This is a genomic window from Agrobacterium sp. K11 (genome assembly GCF_059429395.1).
On the sequence record NZ_JCAHRB010000008.1, the window covers coordinates 163,768 to 180,692 of the forward strand.

15 protein-coding genes are annotated in these 16,925 nt (G+C 60.2%); 7 read left to right on the top strand and 8 right to left on the bottom strand.

Features of this window, described 5'->3' with window-relative positions:
* Window positions 1-5: 5 nt before the first annotated feature.
* The 6 genes from AC5SEO_RS15640 to AC5SEO_RS15665 form a co-directional block, all read right to left on the bottom strand.
* The gene (locus tag AC5SEO_RS15640) at window positions 6-1,091 is read right to left on the bottom strand and encodes an ABC transporter ATP-binding protein (protein ID WP_025595105.1); all 1,086 of its coding nucleotides are present in this window, start codon (window positions 1,089-1,091) and stop codon (window positions 6-8) included.
* Window positions 1,088-1,915, bottom strand: a complete 828-nt coding sequence (locus AC5SEO_RS15645; protein ID WP_003518166.1) for a carbohydrate ABC transporter permease — start codon at window positions 1,913-1,915, stop codon at window positions 1,088-1,090. Before AC5SEO_RS15645 ends, AC5SEO_RS15640 begins: the two co-directional genes overlap by 4 nt.
* A complete protein-coding gene (locus AC5SEO_RS15650; RefSeq protein ID WP_003518164.1) occupies window positions 1,912-2,814 on the bottom strand; it encodes a carbohydrate ABC transporter permease in 903 nt (300 codons plus the stop codon). Before AC5SEO_RS15650 ends, AC5SEO_RS15645 begins: the two co-directional genes overlap by 4 nt.
* A 114-nt stretch (window positions 2,815-2,928) precedes the next feature.
* Window positions 2,929-4,161: an ABC transporter substrate-binding protein gene (locus AC5SEO_RS15655; RefSeq protein ID WP_025595104.1), complete on the bottom strand. Its 1,233-nt coding sequence runs from the start codon at window positions 4,159-4,161 to the stop codon at window positions 2,929-2,931.
* Window positions 4,162-4,229: 68 nt separating this feature from the next.
* Window positions 4,230-5,132: a TIM barrel protein gene (locus tag AC5SEO_RS15660; protein ID WP_174069078.1), complete on the bottom strand. Its 903-nt coding sequence runs from the start codon at window positions 5,130-5,132 to the stop codon at window positions 4,230-4,232.
* A gap of 12 nt (window positions 5,133-5,144) precedes the next feature.
* On the bottom strand, window positions 5,145-6,179 hold the full coding sequence (locus AC5SEO_RS15665) for a Gfo/Idh/MocA family protein (protein WP_060642867.1): 1,035 nt from the start codon (window positions 6,177-6,179) through the stop codon (window positions 5,145-5,147).
* Window positions 6,180-6,318: 139 nt separating this feature from the next.
* Between AC5SEO_RS15665 and AC5SEO_RS15670 the strand changes: the two genes are divergently transcribed.
* Window positions 6,319-7,356: a LacI family DNA-binding transcriptional regulator gene (locus tag AC5SEO_RS15670; protein WP_060642868.1), complete on the top strand. Its 1,038-nt coding sequence runs from the start codon at window positions 6,319-6,321 to the stop codon at window positions 7,354-7,356.
* An 8-nt stretch (window positions 7,357-7,364) separates the two neighbouring features.
* On the opposite strand, the gene AC5SEO_RS15675 is transcribed toward AC5SEO_RS15670, so the two are convergent.
* Both AC5SEO_RS15675 and AC5SEO_RS15680 read right to left on the bottom strand, forming a co-directional pair.
* Window positions 7,365-8,243, bottom strand: a complete 879-nt coding sequence (locus AC5SEO_RS15675; protein WP_112153120.1) for a hypothetical protein — start codon at window positions 8,241-8,243, stop codon at window positions 7,365-7,367.
* Window positions 8,244-8,372: 129 nt separating this feature from the next.
* The gene (locus tag AC5SEO_RS15680) at window positions 8,373-9,404 is read right to left on the bottom strand and encodes a GlxA family transcriptional regulator (protein WP_112153119.1); all 1,032 of its coding nucleotides are present in this window, start codon (window positions 9,402-9,404) and stop codon (window positions 8,373-8,375) included.
* A gap of 100 nt (window positions 9,405-9,504) precedes the next feature.
* Between AC5SEO_RS15680 and AC5SEO_RS15685 the strand changes: the two genes are divergently transcribed.
* From AC5SEO_RS15685 to purU, 6 genes are all read left to right on the top strand, one after another.
* Window positions 9,505-10,758 carry a sarcosine oxidase subunit beta family protein gene (locus AC5SEO_RS15685; protein ID WP_003518155.1) on the top strand — a complete coding sequence of 418 codons (1,254 nt, stop codon included), beginning with the start codon at window positions 9,505-9,507 and terminating at the stop codon, window positions 10,756-10,758.
* 11 nt (window positions 10,759-10,769) lie between these two features.
* Entirely contained in the window at window positions 10,770-11,090 is a 321-nt protein-coding gene (locus tag AC5SEO_RS15690) for a sarcosine oxidase subunit delta (protein ID WP_019566908.1), read from the top strand.
* Window positions 11,087-14,077 (top strand): sarcosine oxidase subunit alpha, encoded by a 2,991-nt coding sequence (locus tag AC5SEO_RS15695; protein WP_112153118.1) that lies wholly within the window; start codon window positions 11,087-11,089, stop codon window positions 14,075-14,077. Before AC5SEO_RS15690 ends, AC5SEO_RS15695 begins: the two co-directional genes overlap by 4 nt.
* A gap of 13 nt (window positions 14,078-14,090) precedes the next feature.
* Window positions 14,091-14,645 carry a sarcosine oxidase subunit gamma family protein gene (gene soxG / locus AC5SEO_RS15700; RefSeq protein WP_162696108.1) on the top strand — a complete coding sequence of 185 codons (555 nt, stop codon included), beginning with the start codon at window positions 14,091-14,093 and terminating at the stop codon, window positions 14,643-14,645.
* Window positions 14,646-14,662: 17 nt separating this feature from the next.
* Entirely contained in the window at window positions 14,663-15,931 is a 1,269-nt protein-coding gene (gene glyA, locus AC5SEO_RS15705; RefSeq protein ID WP_019566911.1) for a serine hydroxymethyltransferase, read from the top strand.
* 90 nt (window positions 15,932-16,021) lie between these two features.
* A complete protein-coding gene (purU, locus tag AC5SEO_RS15710) occupies window positions 16,022-16,906 on the top strand; it encodes a formyltetrahydrofolate deformylase (protein ID WP_013762268.1) in 885 nt (294 codons plus the stop codon).
* Window positions 16,907-16,925: the final 19 nt, after the last annotated feature.

The following is a 16,925-nucleotide window of genomic DNA, read 5'->3' on the forward strand; positions in this document are numbered from 1 at the left end:
TCGTTTCACCGGCCTCCGAGGCCGGCTCCGGTTTCTTCATCAAACAAATGCAGGTCGGTCGGGTTGATGTCGAGGCCGACGACTTCGCCGCTCCTGACCTCACTGCGTCCCTGTATAGCGATGACCACTTCGGTCGATGTGCCAAGGGTGAGGAAGGTGGCCGAACCTGTGGTTTCCACGGCCGAAACAGGTAACGTCAGCGCCGCGCCGGTTGCGGTTCGCGGCCGGATGTGTTCCGGCCTGATACCAACGATGACACGCTTGCCGGGCGATAAGGGAGCCGGATTTTTGATGGACTGCTGCGGCTCGCCTTCACTGAAACGCAGCTGAAGCGCCGCGCCGTCCGGGCTGACCGTTGCCGGAATGAAATTCATTGCCGGTGAACCGATGAAGCCGGCGACAAAACGATTGACCGGGCGGTCGTATAATTCCAGTGGCGTGCCCTGCTGTTCGATCACGCCGTCGCGCATGACGACGACGTGATCCGCCATCGTCATCGCCTCTATCTGGTCATGGGTGACATAGACCGAGGTGGCGTGCAGGCGGTCGTGCAACGCTCGGATTTCCTTGCGCATGTGCACACGCAGGGCCGCGTCTAGATTGGAGAGCGGTTCGTCGAACAGGAATGCCTGCGGGTTGCGGATGATCGCGCGGCTCATCGCCACACGCTGGCGCTGCCCGCCGGAAAGTTCGCGCGGATAGCGCTTCATCAGCTTTGACAGGCCTGTGGTGGCTGCAACCTCCTCTGCCGCCTTGCGGGCCTCTGATTTTGCCACGCCGCGCATGCGCAACGAATAGGTCAGGTTCTCCTCCACCGTCATGTGCGGGTAGAGCGCATAGGACTGGAACACCATCGCCACATCGCGCTTGCGCGGCGGCACACCGTTCATCAAAGTGCCTGCAATGCGCATGTCGCCGCTCGATATGGTTTCCAGCCCCGCCAGCGAACGCAGCAAGGTGGACTTTCCGCAACCGGACGGGCCGACGAGGGCGACGAAGGTGCCCTTCTTGATGGAAAGATGGATGTTCTTCAGCGCGTGAAAGGCACCGTAATATTTGTTTACGCCGGAAAGTTCGATCTGAAGGGTCATTTTAACGCTCCCGATGTCAGGCCGGAAACGATGCGGCGCTGCAAGAGAATGAACAGGGCAAGAATGGGCGTCACATACATGGTCGCATAGGCCATGATGTTGTTCCATTCGCTGGTGTTGGGGCCCATGAAGGAATTGAGGCCGACACTGGCAGGCTGCAATTCAGCCGCCTGGATCATCGATTTCGAATAGACGAATTCCCCGAATGCCTGCATGAAAATGAGAATGGCGCTGACGAGAATGCCGTTTCTGGCAAGCGGCAGCACGATGTTGAAGAAGGCGCCGACGCGGGAATTGCCGTCCACAAGCGCTGCCTCTTCCAGCTCCTGCGGCACCGCCATGAAGGTTGCGCGCACCAGCACCACGAAGAAGGGCATGCTTTTCGCCGCAATGGCGAGAATGACCGACAGGCGGGGATAATCCAGCAGACCCACTTGCGAGAAGCCGACGAAGATCGGCGTAATCATCAGGGACGCCGGCAGAACCTGCAGCATGAGGATGAGGAAGAGGCCGATATCAACCCAGACGTTGCGATAGCGCGCCAGCACATAGGCGCAGCCAACGCCAAGCACGGTGATGAGCGCCACGGCACTTGAAGCGATGAGAACCGAATTCCACAGATAACGGCCCATATTGCGGCTTTCCCAGACATAGGCATAGGTCTGCCATTGCGGATCGGCCGGCCAGAAGCCCGGCGGGTTCGCAAACATCTCCGAGCCGCTTTTCAGCGAGGTCAGATACATCCAGTAGAGCGGAAAGAGATAGATGACGGCAAGCACGATGGCGATTGCCAGCATCAACCGGTTGCGGGTCGTGATACTCATCCGCGCACCTCATGCCGTGTCGAGCGCACATAAACGACGGAAGCCAGCATGACGAAGACGATCATGATGACGGAGATCGTCGCGCCCTTGCCGAAATCATATTGCCGGAACGAAAGATCCCAGGCCCAATATTGCGCCACGTTGGAACTGTTGTTGGGCCCGCCATCGGTGATGGCGGCGAAAAGATCGAACTGCTGAAGCGTGAAGATCAGGCCGAGCGAGATGATCGCGCCGATGGTGGAACGCATCATCGGCAGGGTGATGGTGTAAAAACGCTGCCAGGCGTTTGCGCCATCCAGCTCCGCCGCTTCGTAGAGATCACCGGGGATGGAGGCGAGGCCGACAGAAAGAAGGATCATGTTGAACGAGGTGCCGAGCCAGATATTGGCGATGACCACGGCCCAGAGCGAAAAATTCGCGTCCGATCGCCAGAAGATATTGCCTGAGATCATGCCGCTTTCCCGCAGGAAGAAATTCAGCACGCCGAAATCGCCTGACAATATCCAGTTCCAGATCGCGCCGACGACGAGGCCGGGCATGACCCAGGAAACGAGGAACAGCCCGCGCAGCCAGGTGGCGCCGGGAAAGTTCACCCAGAAGAACAGCGCCAGACCGAAGCCGATGGCAAATTGCCCGGCAATCGAGGTGACGACAAAGGTGACGGTGTTGAAAAGGATCGGCAATGTTTCCGGTTGCCGGAACAGGTCGATATAATTCTTGAAGCCGACGAAGGGGCGCACGAAGGTGCCCAGGCTGAACATGTCGACTTCCTGAAAGCTCATGACGATGTTGTAGATGAGCGGCAGCCCCGCCATGACGAACAGGAAGCCCAAAGGAAAAGCGACAAGGATGAGGTCGAAACCACGACCGTCGCTGACGCTGGAAAACAGTTTTTTCATGAAACATCCTCACAAGCTCCGATCGGGGCCGCCGCTGCATTAAGCAGCAGGCAGCCCCACCGGGAGGAACCCCTTGGATGGGGCCGGGTGAACCCGGCCGCCCGCCCAGACAGATCAGCCTTCGATCAGCTTTATCTTTTCAGCGGCCTGATCGAGCGCGGCCTTCGGCGTCATCTGACCCGACAGGGCGCCCTGGATAGCGTCCTGAATCGCCTTGGAAATCTTCGGCCATTCAGGCGATGGACCACGCGGCTGCGCATATTTGAGTTGCTCGATAAAGGTCTTGAGCGCTTCGTCCTTCAGCGCGTTGCCGGTGGGCGGAACGGGAATATCGGAACGCGCCGGCAATTGCCCGAAGTTCTTGAACATGTCCTTGTCCTGCGAGGCGAAAAATTCGATGGCCTTGAAGGCTTCGGCGGGATGTTTGCTCTTGGAGAAGATCGCCCAGTTATAGTCGCCCATGGCCGAAGACCGCGGCGCGTCCGGCGTCGGAACCGGCAGTAGCGTCACGCCCCAGTCGAACTTGGCGTCCTTGAGCATGCGGTCGATTTCCCAAGGACCGGAGATCGCCATGGCCGCGTTGCCGGCGTTGAAGGTGGCGGTGGAATCCCACTGGCTGCGCGTCAGCGTATCCGGCGAGGCCAGCTTTTCACTGAGAAGGGTCTTCCATGTTTCAAGCGCCTTCACCGCGCCATCGGTATTAATGTTTTTGTAGGTGGCGCCGGCCATCTGCGCCCATGGCAGAAACTGGAAGGTGCCCTCCTCGTTGGCCTTGGCGCTGAAGCTGATGCCGTAAACATTCTTGGCGGGGTTGGTCAGCTTGCGGGCAGCTTCCACAAGCTCGTCCCAGGTCTGCGGCGGTTTTGCCGCATCGAGACCGGCTGCCTTGAACAGGTCCTTGTTGTAATAGAGTGCGATCGTATTCGTCGCCTTCGGAACGCCGAAATATTTGCCGTCCCATGTTACGGATTTCAGCGGGCCCGGAAAATAGTTTGCCGTCTTGATGACGTCCGACTTCGCAATCATATCCGTCACGTCAAGAAACGCGCCACGTGCGGCGAACATGGCGTGGTTTGGGTTGTCGATGGCGATGATATCGGGCGCGTTGCCGGTCGAGTAGGCGCGCATGGATTCGCTCACCACATCATCGAACTGCAATTGCCGGTATTCGATCTTGATGCCGTTATTGAGCTTGTTGAACTCGTTTACGAGGTTGGGTGCCGGCTGGATGTCCCTGTCCAGCGACCACAGGGTCAAGGTGACATCTTCCGCATGCGCCACCATCGCACCGGCGGATACGCCTGCCAGAACAAGCGCACCGGCGATCATGCATTTCGCGATACCCATAATAATCTCCTCCTCTTGGTTATCGTCTCTGCAATTACTGGAAGCCTTCTCCCAAAGGCTTCCATTCCTCAGGTGGGATCGACGACAAAATCGCCGCCCCGGCAATGTTTCAGATAGTTCAGGCCGTGTACCTGTCCCGTCATTTCCAGCGTGTCGCGATAGACGGGGTCATGCCAGCCTTCGATGTCGATCGAGCCGGACCAGCCGGCCAGGCGCAGTTCCGAAATAATGTCCGTCCAGTTGCTGTCGCCGAAGCCCGGCGTGCGCATGAAGACGAATTTTTCCTTGCCGAAAATCCCATGCTCACGAATGACATCCCAACGAATGGTCGCATCCTTGCCGTGCACGTGGAAAATCTTGTCCGCCCATTTGCGGATCTGCGGTAGCGGATCGATGAGATAAACCATCTGGTGGCAGGGTTCCCATTCGATGCCGATATTGTCGTCCGGCGTTTCGTTGAACATCAGTTCCCACGCATCCGGATTATGGGCGATGTTCCAGTCGCCGGTCTGCCAGTTGCCGTCCATGGCGCAATTTTCAAAGGCGATCTTCACGCCCTTGTCCGCTGCGCGTCTGGCAAGCTCGCTCCAGATTTCCTTGTAACGGGGCAGGCTCTCGGGCAGCGGCTTTCCGCGCAGGCGGCCGGTGAAACCGGCAACGCAGGTGGCACCGAAGTGATGAGCATTGTCGATGCAGTCTTTCCAGCCCTGCAAGGTCTGAAGGTCGATTTCCGTTTCCTCAAGCGGATTGCCGAACATGCCGAGCGTGCCGATGGTGATGTCGCGGTCACCGATCGCGTCAAGTGAACGCTTGCCAAGCTCGGCAAGGTCCTGGCCGTTGGTCGTCTGCCAGAAGAACGGTTCGAAGCTTTCGAAACCAAGATCGGCTATCTGCCCGATGCGTTCAGCTGCCTGTCCCTTGGTGGCGCTGACCATGGTGCCGATGCGGATGGATTTTGCCGGATTGCTCACGTCTGTCGGTCCTTATGCTGCGATGGAAACGCGCTGGCCGATGCGGGCGCTTTCAATCGCGCCGATCACCATTGCCAGGCTGTTGATGTTGTCGAAGGAGGCCGTTTCCGGCATCTGGCCGGTACGGATGGATTGAAGAAACGAGAGTATGACGCTGGCGTGGCCGTGCGTATCCTTCTCGGAAATACTGTCGGAAACGTTTACGGTCTTGAATCCGCGTAGAAGACCCGGCTCTTCGCCGGCGACGGATGCGGAGAAATTGTCTTCGCCGTCCCAGAGGATCATGCCCTTGGAGCCAATCAGCCGCCAGCGGGCTTCCCAGCTGGTTCTTTCGCCTTCCGCGCACCAGGAGCCGCGATAGGTGAAGACCACATCGTTGGAGAATTCGAATATGGCATTGGCGCTTGCCCCGTGGGCGTACCAGGAGCCTGCCGGATTTTTCTCCACGCAAAACACGGAGAGCGGCTTTTCATCGGCGACGAAACGCGCCGCATCGAAAGTGTGGATCGCCATGTCGAGAAGAAGAACGTTCTTCATCTCCTCGCGGAAACCGCCGAAATGGGGTCCGAGGAAAAAGTCGCAGTGAATGGCCGTCAAATCACCGATAATGCCGTCTTCCACGGCCCGGCGCAGCCTTCGGATGCCGGAGATAAAGCGCCGGTTTTGCACCACAGCATGAATTTTTCCGGCCTTTTCCGCCAGTTCCACCAGCTTTTCGGCTTCTTCCATCGAGGCCGCAAGCGGCTTTTCGCTGAGCACATGGCACCCGGCTGCAAGACCGGTTTCAACCACGGCATACCGTGCCTGCGGGATGACGACATCGAACAGGATGTCGGCTTTGGTCCGTGCGAGAACATCGCGGAGATCGACGCCGATGATGACGTCGGTGAGGGAGAATTCTTCGGCAAGCGCGCGTGCCGTGTCTTCGTTCAGATCGACAAAGCCGACGATCTTGATCGCGCCGAGAATGTCCGGCGTCGATTGAATGGCGCGCAGCCAGCCTTTGGCCATAGCTCCGCACCCGCATAAAACGGCATTGTATGTCATCTTCTCTCCCCGCTCTCTGGGCAAACTCCTCTTTGCGCAGAGCGTCGTAAACGTTTACGACACTAGGATGATCATGTTAGATATGTCAATACCGTTATTGGGGACCCATATTTGGTACCCGGCTCAGGAGGGGGAGTGCATGAAAGGAATTCGTCAGCTTGCCGATTATCTGGAGATATCGATAGGCACCGTTTCCCGTGCCTTGAACGGCAAGCCCGACGTTAACGAGGAGACGCGGCGGCGTGTTCTGGAGGCGGCGGAAAAACTTGGCTATGTCGCAAACCAGTCAGGCCGCAGCCTCAGGCAGGGGACGACTAACGTCATCGGCCTGATGACCGGCAGCGACGCGCAGACGGTGGAGAACTCCGACAACTTCTTCATGGGAGTGACGGATGGTTTGCAAAGCGTGTTTTCCGCTCACAATCTCGATCTTATCGTTCTGCCGTGTCCCGGTGAGGAAGACCCGGACGAATATCTCAAGCGCATGGTGGCGCGCCGCATGGTGGATGCGATGATCATTTCCTCGACCCGCCGTGTCGATAAGCGTGTCGATTTTTTAAAGCAGACCCGCTTGCCTTTCGTAACGCTCGGCCGCACCTCTTCCAGCGCCGATCATGCGTGGATCGATCTCGATTTCGAGGAGGTTGCGCGCAGTGCCGTCAACCGGCTCGCCGCTGCCGGCCATCGCACCATTGCGGTTGCCGCACCCGATAGCGACGTCAATCTCGGTTATGTTTTCATGGACGGGTACCGGCGCGGACTGGAGGAGAACGGCATTGCTTACGATCCCTCTCTGGTCATCCGGGCGAAATCGAGCGAGCAGGGCGGATATCACGCCGCCAGCGAGTGGCTACAGATGCGGCCCCGGCCAACCGCGCTTGTGCTGATCTATGAGTTGATGGCCCTTGGCCTTTATCGCCGTCTGGCGGAAGTGGGTCTGAAACCGGGACGGGATCTTGCGGTCATCGGTTTTCGTGATGGTCCACGCGGCCAGTTTCTCGAACCGCGATTGACCAGTTTCCGCATGTCCCTGCACGATCTCGGTGTAATGGTCGCGCAGACGCTTCTGTCTACCATGCCGACCTATGCGCCGTTTTACCCAAATCAGGCGCGTTACTGCGTCTGGCCGATGCAGCTTGTCGCCGGAGAGAGCGACCCAGGCCCCGCATCATTATAGGCGTGGCGTCAAAGCTTGTGGTCTCGAATGGTCGCAACGCCGAACGGATTGAATTTATATTCGTCCTCCTCATACCGCGTGTCATCGGACAGGTCGGCACGACGATCCTTCACGGCCGCTTCAACCCCGTTGCGGGTCATTTGATCGGCAATATCGTCAATCAGCGCGGCGATCTTCAGCTGCTCGCTATTGGTTGAGGGCTGCTGCTGGTCTTTTCGGGTGAAATGTATCTCCACGTCAGGCAATCCGACCAGATGAAAGCCGACGCTCCCCATTCCGTCGGCATCGCCGCCGATGGGCCGGCGCGCGAAGGCTAGACGGCAGGTTCTGGCGAATGCCAGGGCGTCGTTTGCGGCCGCGTTACGGCGCGACTGCTCAAAGAGTTCCTTCCACCGCTGCACGCCATGGGCAACGCCGGCGCTTTCACCCTTTACGGCAACTGCGCCACTATCGAGCATGTGGTGCACGAACATCAGGGCTTTACCGCAGGTCGCCACGGCTGTTTCCGCGGCCATTGACGGGCCAAGCACATAAAGAACCGAGCCGTGGCCTGCGACTGCCTCCTCGTCACTCTCCTGATAGGCGTCCGGCTCGACACGATCCCAGCAGACATTGAAGGAGCGTTCCATCCTGTCGTCCGGTTCATCCTGCGAATAATCCTCATCGAGACTGAAATCGCCGGCAAATTTATCGATAGCGGCGCGAGCGCTCTGCCGCAGCGCTGCCAGACCATTTTCCGGGCCAAGAAAACAAAGGACATGCCGGGGTTTGTATTCGGAGCGGGATTGGGCAACTGCCGGAACGTTGCTCGCGGCCTTGCCGACAGACGGTCTTCCCAGCACAAGGCCACCTAAAAGCGCGAGAACGCCACGACGCTCTGAATTCATCCCATTCCCCCCACGGCTCCCCTAAACAGGATCGGGGACTTTTATACCGGTACGGGCAAGTCTGACCATATCAATTACATTGATCTATTTTTTGCAGGGCCCGACTTTTCGCAGGCGAACAGCAAAGCCTCAAGGTTGCGGCAACAACACGCCGACTGCGAATTCTTCGTCCGTTGTCGTGTGGCCAATCTGCGTTTTGCGATATTCGCTGGGGCTGAAGCCGCGCTCGGCACGAAGTGTGCGGGAAAAGTGTGGGGCGTCGCAAAACCCGGTGGCGAGCGCAATCTGGGTGATCGGGTCACGCGTGGTGCGCAGGAGAGAAAGGGCGCGGTCGAGCCGCAGCTCAAGATAGACCTTGGAGGGCGTTGCTTTCAGGTCTCCAAGGAAACGCCGTTCGAGGCTGCGTCGGCCAAGGCCGAGATCGCGCGCGAGTTCCAGCACGGTTCTCGGAACCTCGATGTTCTGCTGCATGCGCAGGATCGCCTTTCTGACCAGGGGATCGGTTGCCGTTCTGGTGCTCTGCTGGCCGGGCTGGGGTTTTTCGCCGCTGAGCGCACTGTCGATCATCATGATATTGAGGCTTTTGATGGCGGCCGACTGGCCGACATGGCGCTCAACAAGGAACGCCGCCAGATGCGCAGCACCATGGCCGCCCGAACAGGTCAGGCGGTTACGATCTATGACGAAGAGCTGGTCGGAGACCATCTGCTCGGCGTCAAATCGGTCGAGAAAATCCTGATGGTGGAACCAGCTCACGCAGCAGCGATAACCATCCAGCAGGCCGGCTTCATGTAGAATGAAAACGCCGGTGCAGAGCCCGATAAGGGGAGTGCCCGCTGCCGCACGGTCTTTCAGGAACCGCAATGCCTCCGGCGGCAGGGCGCTGTGGTCGCTGATCAGTCCGCCGACAACAACAATATAGTCGTAATGCACGGCGTCGATGAGCCGCGTATCCGGTTGCACCTTCACACCACAGCTCGATTGCACATTGCCGAGGGTCGCCGACAGCACGGACCATTCGCACAGGATCGGCCGGGAACGATCAGCCTCATCGGCAGCAAGACGCAGCACATCGACGAAATTGGCGAAGGCCGACAGCGTGAACCGGTCGGCGAGCAGGAAGGCGACGCTGAGGCGTTTCTTGGCGCGATGAGAGCTCATGGCGCAAATATTCACGCAATCAGACGCGATTGTCCAGCCCGGCCGCTGTAAATCTCCGTAGGCTTTTGAATACCGAGAGTTCCAACCAGCAGGCCCGCTCATGACGCGTTTTAATGCCTTCAATCTCCTGCGGAATGCCCTGACCGGCCACAAGAACTGGGACGAGCAATGGCCCGATAGCCAGCCAAAAGCCGAATATGACGTGGTCATCGTCGGCGCCGGGGGGCACGGTCTGGGTGCGGCCTATTATCTGGCCAGCCAGCACGGTATCACCAATGTCGCTGTCATCGACAAGGGCTGGCTCGGCGGCGGCAATACCGGCCGCAACACGACCATCATCCGCTCCAACTATCTCTACGACGAAAGCGCGCGTCTTTACGATCACGCCGTCGATCTGTGGGAGAACTTGAGCCAGGAACTGAACTACAACGTCATGTATTCGCGGCGCGGGGTGCTGATGCTCGCCCATAATGTCCACGATGTGCAGAGCTTCAAGCGCCACATCCATTCCAACCGTCTGAACGGTGTCGACAATCGCTGGCTTACCCCGGAAGAATGCAAGGAATATTGTCCGCCGCTGAGCATATCGCCAAACGCCCGCTACCCGGTGATGGGCGGTGCGCTTCAGGAACGTGCCGGCACGGCGCGCCACGATGCGGTTGCCTGGGGTTATGCGCGCGGTGCTGCCGCCCGTGGCGTCGATATAATCCAGAATTGCCCGGTCACCGCCATTCGCCGCAACGCCGACGGGTCCGTCGCGGGTGTCGAGACGGCGCGAGGTTTCATCAAGGCGAAGAAGGTGGCGGTTTCCGCCGCTGGCCATACTTCCGTTGTCATGGATACCGCAGGCGTGCGCCTGCCGCTCGAAAGCTATCCGCTGCAGGCTTTGGTATCCGAGCCGATCAAGCCGATCTTCCCCTGCGTGGTCATGTCGAATGCGGTTCACGCCTATATCAGCCAGTCCGACAAGGGTGAGCTGGTGATCGGTTCGGGTACGGACCAGTATACCTCTTATTCGCAGCGCGGCGGCCTGCCACTGATCGAACATACGATCGCCGCCATCGTCGAAATCTTCCCGATCTTCAACCGCATGCGGATGCTGCGCAAATGGGGCGGCATTGTTGATGTCACGCCGGATCGCTCTGCCATTCTCGGCAAGACGCCGGTCGACGGGCTTTATGTGAATTGCGGCTGGGGCACGGGTGGTTTCAAGGCCACGCCGGGCGCTGCCCACACCTTCGCCTGGACCATCGCGAAAAACGAACCGCACCCGATCAACGCGCCTTTCACGCTGGAGCGTTTCCGCTCCGGCCGCCTGATCGACGAGGCCGCCGCCGCTGCCGTGGCGCACTGAGGAGCTAACCCATGCTGCTGATCCGTTGCCCCTATTGCCATGAAACGCTGCCCGAAGCCGAATTCACCTATGCCGGGCAGGCCCATGTCGTGCGCGCGGCCGACCCCTCATCTCAGAGTGATGAGCAGTGGGAAGAATTCCTGTTCATCCGCGAAAACGCCAGGGGTCCGCATTTCGAGCGCTGGCGGCACCTGCATGGCTGCGGTCGCTTCTTCAATGCGGTGCGCGACACGGTGAGCGACCGTTTCCTGACGACCTATCGCGCAGGCGAGCCGCGTCCTGATCTCTCGTCCCTATCCAGCGCACCAGCCAGCTCCGAGGTGTCGAAATGAGTTCCTATCGCGTTCCCGGCCGTGGCCGGGTGGATGCCGCCCGCTCGGTAAGCTTCACCTTCGATGGGAAGACCTATCGCGGCGTAAAGGGGGATACGGTCGCCTCCGCGCTTCTCGCCAATGGCGTACATCTCATGGGCCGCTCGTTCAAATACCACCGCCCGCGCGGCCCTGTAGCGGCGGGTTCCGAGGAGCCGAATGCGCTGATCGGCACCCGCCGCGGCTCCGGCCGGTTCGAGCCAAATACCCGCGCCACGGTGCAGGAAATCTGGAGCGGGCTGGAAACCACCTCTCAGAACAAATATCCGAGCCTGAAATTCGATATCGGCGCAGTCAACGACATGGCCTATATGCTGTTTTCGGCGGGCTTTTACTACAAGACCTTCATGTGGCCGAAGAGCTTCTGGAACAAGGTCTATGAGCCCTTCATCCGCGCGGCGGCCGGTCTCGGCGTCTCGCCCACGGAAGAAGACCCCGATACCTATGCCTCGCGCAACCTGCATTGCGACCTGCTGATCGTCGGCGCCGGTCCTGCGGGTCTGGCTGCGGCGCGCGCAGCGGCGGTCGATGGTCTCAAGGTCGTGCTGGTGGACGAAAATGCCGAAGCCGGCGGGACGCTGCTGTCCGAGCCGCAGGCGCAGATCGACGGCCAGCCAGCATGGAACTGGTTGGCGGACGAGTTGAAGGCGCTGAAGGAGCGCGGCGTCAGGGTCATGACCCGCACGACGGCGATTGCCTACTACCACCAGAACATGATTGGGCTTTGCGAAAAGCTGACCGACCATCTCGAAACCGTGACCAAGGACATGCCGCGTGAACGCCTGTGGCGGGTGCGGGCGCGCCATGTGGTGCTGGCGCAGGGGGCTCTCGAGAAACCGCTGGTCTTCCATGGCAATGATCGGCCGGGCGTGATGCTGGCGGGCTCCGCCCAGACCTATCTGAACCGCTATGGCGTCAAGGTCGGCAACAGGCCGGTGGTGGTGACGAGCCATGACAGCGCCTGGTATGCCGCCTTCGATCTTCATGGCGCAGGCGCGAGGGTGCAGGCCATCGTCGATACCCGTGCGAAGGTGCGCGAGGAACTGGTGAACGAGGCGCGCGCGCTCGGCATTCCGGTGCGGCTGTCGCATACCGTGACGGCGACTTCGGGCCGGTTGCGTGTGAAATCAGTCCGCGTCAATCCGGTGAATGGCTCCACGGTCGGCGCGGGGCAGGAAATCGTCTGTGATGCGTTGCTGATGTCTGGCGGCTGGACGCCGTCGCTGCATCTGTTTTCCCATACGCAGGGCAAGATTGCCTGGGACGATCAGCGGACCACCTTCCTGCCGGCCATGACCAATGAGGATTGTGCAATTGCCGGCGCCGGGCGCGGGCTTTGGGGCATTGAAGCGGTGCTTAAGGATGGCGCCGAGCAGGGCCGGAAGATCGCTGCAGCCCTGGGCAAGACGGGCGATACCCGCGACTATGCGGTGGAGCACGACCGCACCGGCAGCGGCGTATCGCTGACGGAATTGCCGAGTGATCGCGATGCCGGCAAGGCCAAGGCCTTCGTCGATTACCAGAACGACGTGACCGCCAAGGATCTGCGGCTGGCCGTGCGCGAGGGCATGCGCTCCATCGAGCACGTCAAGCGCTACACCACCAACGGCATGGCGACCGATCAGGGCAAGATGTCCAATATCAACGGCCTCAACATCGCGGCAGAAGCGCTCGGCAAACGCCAGCCGGAAGTAGGCCTGACGACCTTCCGCCCACCCTATACGCCGACGACCTTCGGCGCTTTCGCCGGTTATCATCGCGGTCAGCATTTCGAGGTGACGCGCAAGACGCAGATCGACAGCTGGGCTGAGGAGCATGGCGCGGTTTACGAACCGGTCGGCCAATGGCGGCGCGCCTGGTACTTCCCCAAACCAGCTGAAGACATGGATGCGGCAGTCGGCCGCGAATGCCGGGCGGTGCGGCAAAGCCTCGGCATGTTCGACGCCTCGACGCTCGGCAAGATCGAGGTCGTCGGGCCGGATGCGGTCGAGTTCATGAACCGCATGTACACCAACCCGTGGTCGAAGCTCGCGCCGGGCCGCTGCCGTTACGGCCTGCTTCTGGGTGATGACGGCTTCATTCGCGACGACGGCGTCATCGGCCGCATGACCGAGGATCGCTTCCACGTCACCACCACCACCGGCGGTGCGGCAAGGGTGATGAACATGATGGAGGATTACCTCCAGACCGAATGGCCGGATCTCAACGTCTGGCTGACTTCCACCACCGAGCAATGGTCTACCATTGCGCTGAACGGCCCGAATGCGGCAAAGCTGCTCGCTCCGCTGGTCGAGGGAGTCGAGCTGACGGAAGAGGCTTTCCCGCATATGTCCTGCGCGGAATGCACGGTGGCCGGCATGCCGGCGCGGCTGTTCCGGGTGTCGTTCACCGGCGAGATCGGCTTCGAAGTCAACGTGCCCGCGCCGTTTGGCCGCAAGCTCTGGGAAATCCTGTGGGAGGCCGGCCAGCAATACGGCATCACCGCCTATGGCACGGAAACCATGCATGTGCTGCGTGCCGAAAAGGGTTACATCATCGTCGGCCAGGATACCGACGGCACGGTCACGCCCTATGATGCCGCGATGGGCTGGGCCGTGGGCAAGACCAAACCGGATTTCGTCGGCAAGCGTGGCCTCGCGCGCCCCGATCTCGTCGCCAAGGGCCGTCGTCACCTCGTCGGTCTTCTGACCGAAGACCGCTCGAAGCTGGAAGAGGGCGCGCAGATTGTCTTCGATCCGAAGCAGCCTATCCCGATGAAAATGGTCGGTCATGTCACCTCATCCTATCATTCGGATGCGGTTGGCCAGCCGATTGCGCTGGCGCTGGTCGAGGGCGGCCATGAGCGGATGGGAGAGACCGTCTATATTCCGATGCCCGAACGCACGATTGCCGCAAAAATCACCGGGATGGTCTTTGTCGATCCCGAAAACACCCGCCTGAAGATCTGACCCGGAGATGACAATGAACATGCGCGTTTCCTCCCCCGTTCCCGGCACGCTGGCCGAGAGCAAAGCAGCCCGGGTCAGCATATTGGCCGCGCAGGGGCGGCTGTCGCTGCGTGCGCGCGGCGATCTGGTCCCGCTCAATACAGCCCTTGGCCTGACCTTGCCCGACCGGATCGGCGCTCGCACTGCTGCAGGCGAAATCGAGGCCGTGCGCCTTGGCCCCGACGAATGGACGATCCTTGCTCCCGTTGGCGCGATCGACGGGGTGATTGCGGCCTGCGCTGGCGTTTATGCCGGCCATCCGCATAGTCTCGTCGATATTTCCGGAAGAGAAGTGACGCTCGCGATCAAGGGGCCGCTCGCCGCCGAGCTTTTGACACTCGGCTGCGCCCGCGACATCGACACCATTGCGGTTGGCGAGGCCCGCAGAACGATTTTCGATGGCGTGACCGTGGTGCTGTGGCGCGATGCGCCGGATGGTTTCCGTATGGATATCTGGAACAGTTTAGCGCCGCATCTCGGCCATTTGCTTGAAACCGGCTGCAAGGAACTTGCCGCCGAAATCGCCTGATCCTTGAGGAGGAAACAATGCTCAACCGTCTGTCCCATAATGCCGTTTCGGATACGGTGATCGCCGACGCCATCGCCGAGGAACTCGATCGCCAGAAAACCCAGATCGAACTGATCGCTTCGGAGAATATCGTGTCCGCCGACGTTCTGGCGGCGCAAGGCTCGGTGCTGACCAACAAATATGCGGAAGGTTATCCTGGCAAACGCTATTATGGCGGCTGCGAATTCGTCGACAAGGTCGAGCAGGTCGCCATCGACCGGCTGAAGCAACTTTTCGGCGCGGAATTCGCCAATGTGCAGCCGCATTCCGGCGCGCAGGCCAATCAGGCGGTGTTTCTGGCACTTCTTCAGCCGGGCGACCGGATCATGGGGCTTTCGCTGGCCCATGGCGGCCACCTGACCCACGGGTCGCCGGTCACCATGTCGGGCAAGTGGTTCGATGTCGTCTCCTATGAGGTGGATGCAGAGACGCATCTGATCGATATGGAAAAGGTTCGGGCAAAGGCGCTGGAAACCAGACCGAAGCTGATCGTCGCAGGCGCCTCGGCCTATCCACGCCAGATCGATTTCGAAGGCTTCCGCAAGATCGCCGACGAGGTTGGCGCATGGCTGATGGTCGACATGGCCCATTATGCCGGCCTGATCGCCGGCGGCAAATATCCAAACCCGGTGCCGCACGCCCATGTCGTCACCTCCACCACCCACAAGACCCTGCGCGGCCCGCGCGGCGGCGTCATTTTGACCAACGATGCCGATCTGGCGAAGAAGCTGAATTCGGCCGTCTTCCCCGGCAATCAGGGCGGCCCGCTGATGCATGTGATCGCCGCCAAGGCCGTGGCCTTCGGCGAGGCGCTGCGGCCGGACTTTGCCGACTACGCCGGTCAGGTCATCGCCAATGCACAGGCTCTGGCGCGAGTGCTGACGGATGGCGGTCTGGGGATCGTGTCTGGTGGAACCGACAGCCACATGGTTCTGGTCGATCTGCGTCCGAAGGGCGTTACCGGTAAGGTTGCCGAAATCGCTCTTGAGCGGGCAGGCCTCACCTGCAACAAGAACTCCATTCCCAACGACCCGGAAAAGCCCTTCGTCACCTCGGGCATCCGGCTCGGCAGTTCGGCCGGCACAACGCGCGGTTTTGGCGTGGCCGAATTTGAGCGGATCGGCGTGCTGATCCTGCGCGTCATCGACGCGCTGGCTGTCAGTGCCGAAGGCAATGCTGAGATTGAGGCGAACGTGCGGGCCGAGGTTGCAGCGCTGTGTGAGGACTTCCCGATCTACGGCGCGTAACACGCTATTATCGGTCTCGTTAGCCATGATCGGGCAGGGCGGCATCACCGCCAATGTGCCCGATCGCTGATCCATCAAGGGGAGCAGGATTTGACCAGCTATGTCATGAAAGTCTCGTGCCCGGCACGCAGCGGCATCGTTGCCGCCGTGTCCGGATATCTCGCGCGGTCCGGCTGCAACATCAACGACAGTTCGCAATTCACCGACCTGGAAACGGGCCGCTTTTTCATGCGGCTGAGCTTCGTTTCGGAGGAAGGGATGGAACCCGCTGCTCTCGTCGCAGGGTTCGCTTCCGTCGCCGCCGATTTCGATATGGAATACGATATCCATGATCTCTCGCGGAAAACAAAAGTCGTGATCATGGTTTCACGCTTCGGCCATTGCCTGAACGATCTGCTCTATCGTTCCCACATTGGTGCGTTGCCTGTGGAGATTGTCGCTGTCATCTCCAATCACCTCGAATACCAGAAGCAGGTGGTGAACGAGGATATTCCCTTTCACCACATTCGCGTCACGCCGGAGACGAAACCGGAAGCCGAGGCGGCCATACTGCAGGTGGTGCGCGATGCAGGCGCCGAACTCGTCGTGCTGGCGCGCTACATGCAGGTTCTGTCGGAACGGCTGTGCCAGGAAATGTCTGGCCGCATCATCAACATCCACCATTCATTCCTGCCTTCCTTCAAGGGCGCAAACCCTTACAAGCAGGCCTATGAGCGCGGCGTGCGACTGATCGGCGCGACGGCCCACTACGTCACCGCTGATCTCGATGAAGGCCCGATCATCGAACAGGACACGATCCGCGTCACCCATGCCCAGAGCGGCATGGATTATGTGAGCCTCGGGAGGGACGTGGAAAGCCAGGTTCTGGCGCGCGCCATTCATGCCCATATCCATCACCGTGTCTTCCTCAACGGCAACAAGACCGTGGTGTTTCCAGCTTCGCCGGGCGAATATATGTCCGAACGAATGGGCTAAGGTTGGGGCGCGGTTGCCG

What these genes read in the sequence shown, in the direction of transcription:
- AC5SEO_RS15640 (WP_025595105.1), bottom strand. Translation starts at nt 1,091, where the DNA reads ATGACCCTTCAGATCGAACTTTCCGGCGTAAACAAATATTACGGTGCC.
- AC5SEO_RS15645 (WP_003518166.1), bottom strand. Translation starts at nt 1,915, where the DNA reads ATGAGTATCACGACCCGCAACCGGTTGATGCTGGCAATCGCCATCGTG.
- AC5SEO_RS15650 (WP_003518164.1), bottom strand. Translation starts at nt 2,814, where the DNA reads ATGAAAAAACTGTTTTCCAGCGTCAGCGACGGTCGTGGTTTCGACCTC.
- AC5SEO_RS15655 (WP_025595104.1), bottom strand. Translation starts at nt 4,161, where the DNA reads ATGGGTATCGCGAAATGCATGATCGCCGGTGCGCTTGTTCTGGCAGGC.
- AC5SEO_RS15665 (WP_060642867.1), bottom strand. Translation starts at nt 6,179, where the DNA reads ATGACATACAATGCCGTTTTATGCGGGTGCGGAGCTATGGCCAAAGGC.
- AC5SEO_RS15670 (WP_060642868.1), top strand. Translation starts at nt 6,319, where the DNA reads ATGAAAGGAATTCGTCAGCTTGCCGATTATCTGGAGATATCGATAGGC.
- AC5SEO_RS15675 (WP_112153120.1), bottom strand. Translation starts at nt 8,243, where the DNA reads ATGAATTCAGAGCGTCGTGGCGTTCTCGCGCTTTTAGGTGGCCTTGTG.
- AC5SEO_RS15680 (WP_112153119.1), bottom strand. Translation starts at nt 9,404, where the DNA reads ATGAGCTCTCATCGCGCCAAGAAACGCCTCAGCGTCGCCTTCCTGCTC.
- AC5SEO_RS15685 (WP_003518155.1), top strand. Translation starts at nt 9,505, where the DNA reads ATGACGCGTTTTAATGCCTTCAATCTCCTGCGGAATGCCCTGACCGGC.
- AC5SEO_RS15690 (WP_019566908.1), top strand. Translation starts at nt 10,770, where the DNA reads ATGCTGCTGATCCGTTGCCCCTATTGCCATGAAACGCTGCCCGAAGCC.
- AC5SEO_RS15695 (WP_112153118.1), top strand. Translation starts at nt 11,087, where the DNA reads ATGAGTTCCTATCGCGTTCCCGGCCGTGGCCGGGTGGATGCCGCCCGC.
- soxG (WP_162696108.1), top strand. Translation starts at nt 14,091, where the DNA reads ATGAACATGCGCGTTTCCTCCCCCGTTCCCGGCACGCTGGCCGAGAGC.
- glyA (WP_019566911.1), top strand. Translation starts at nt 14,663, where the DNA reads ATGCTCAACCGTCTGTCCCATAATGCCGTTTCGGATACGGTGATCGCC.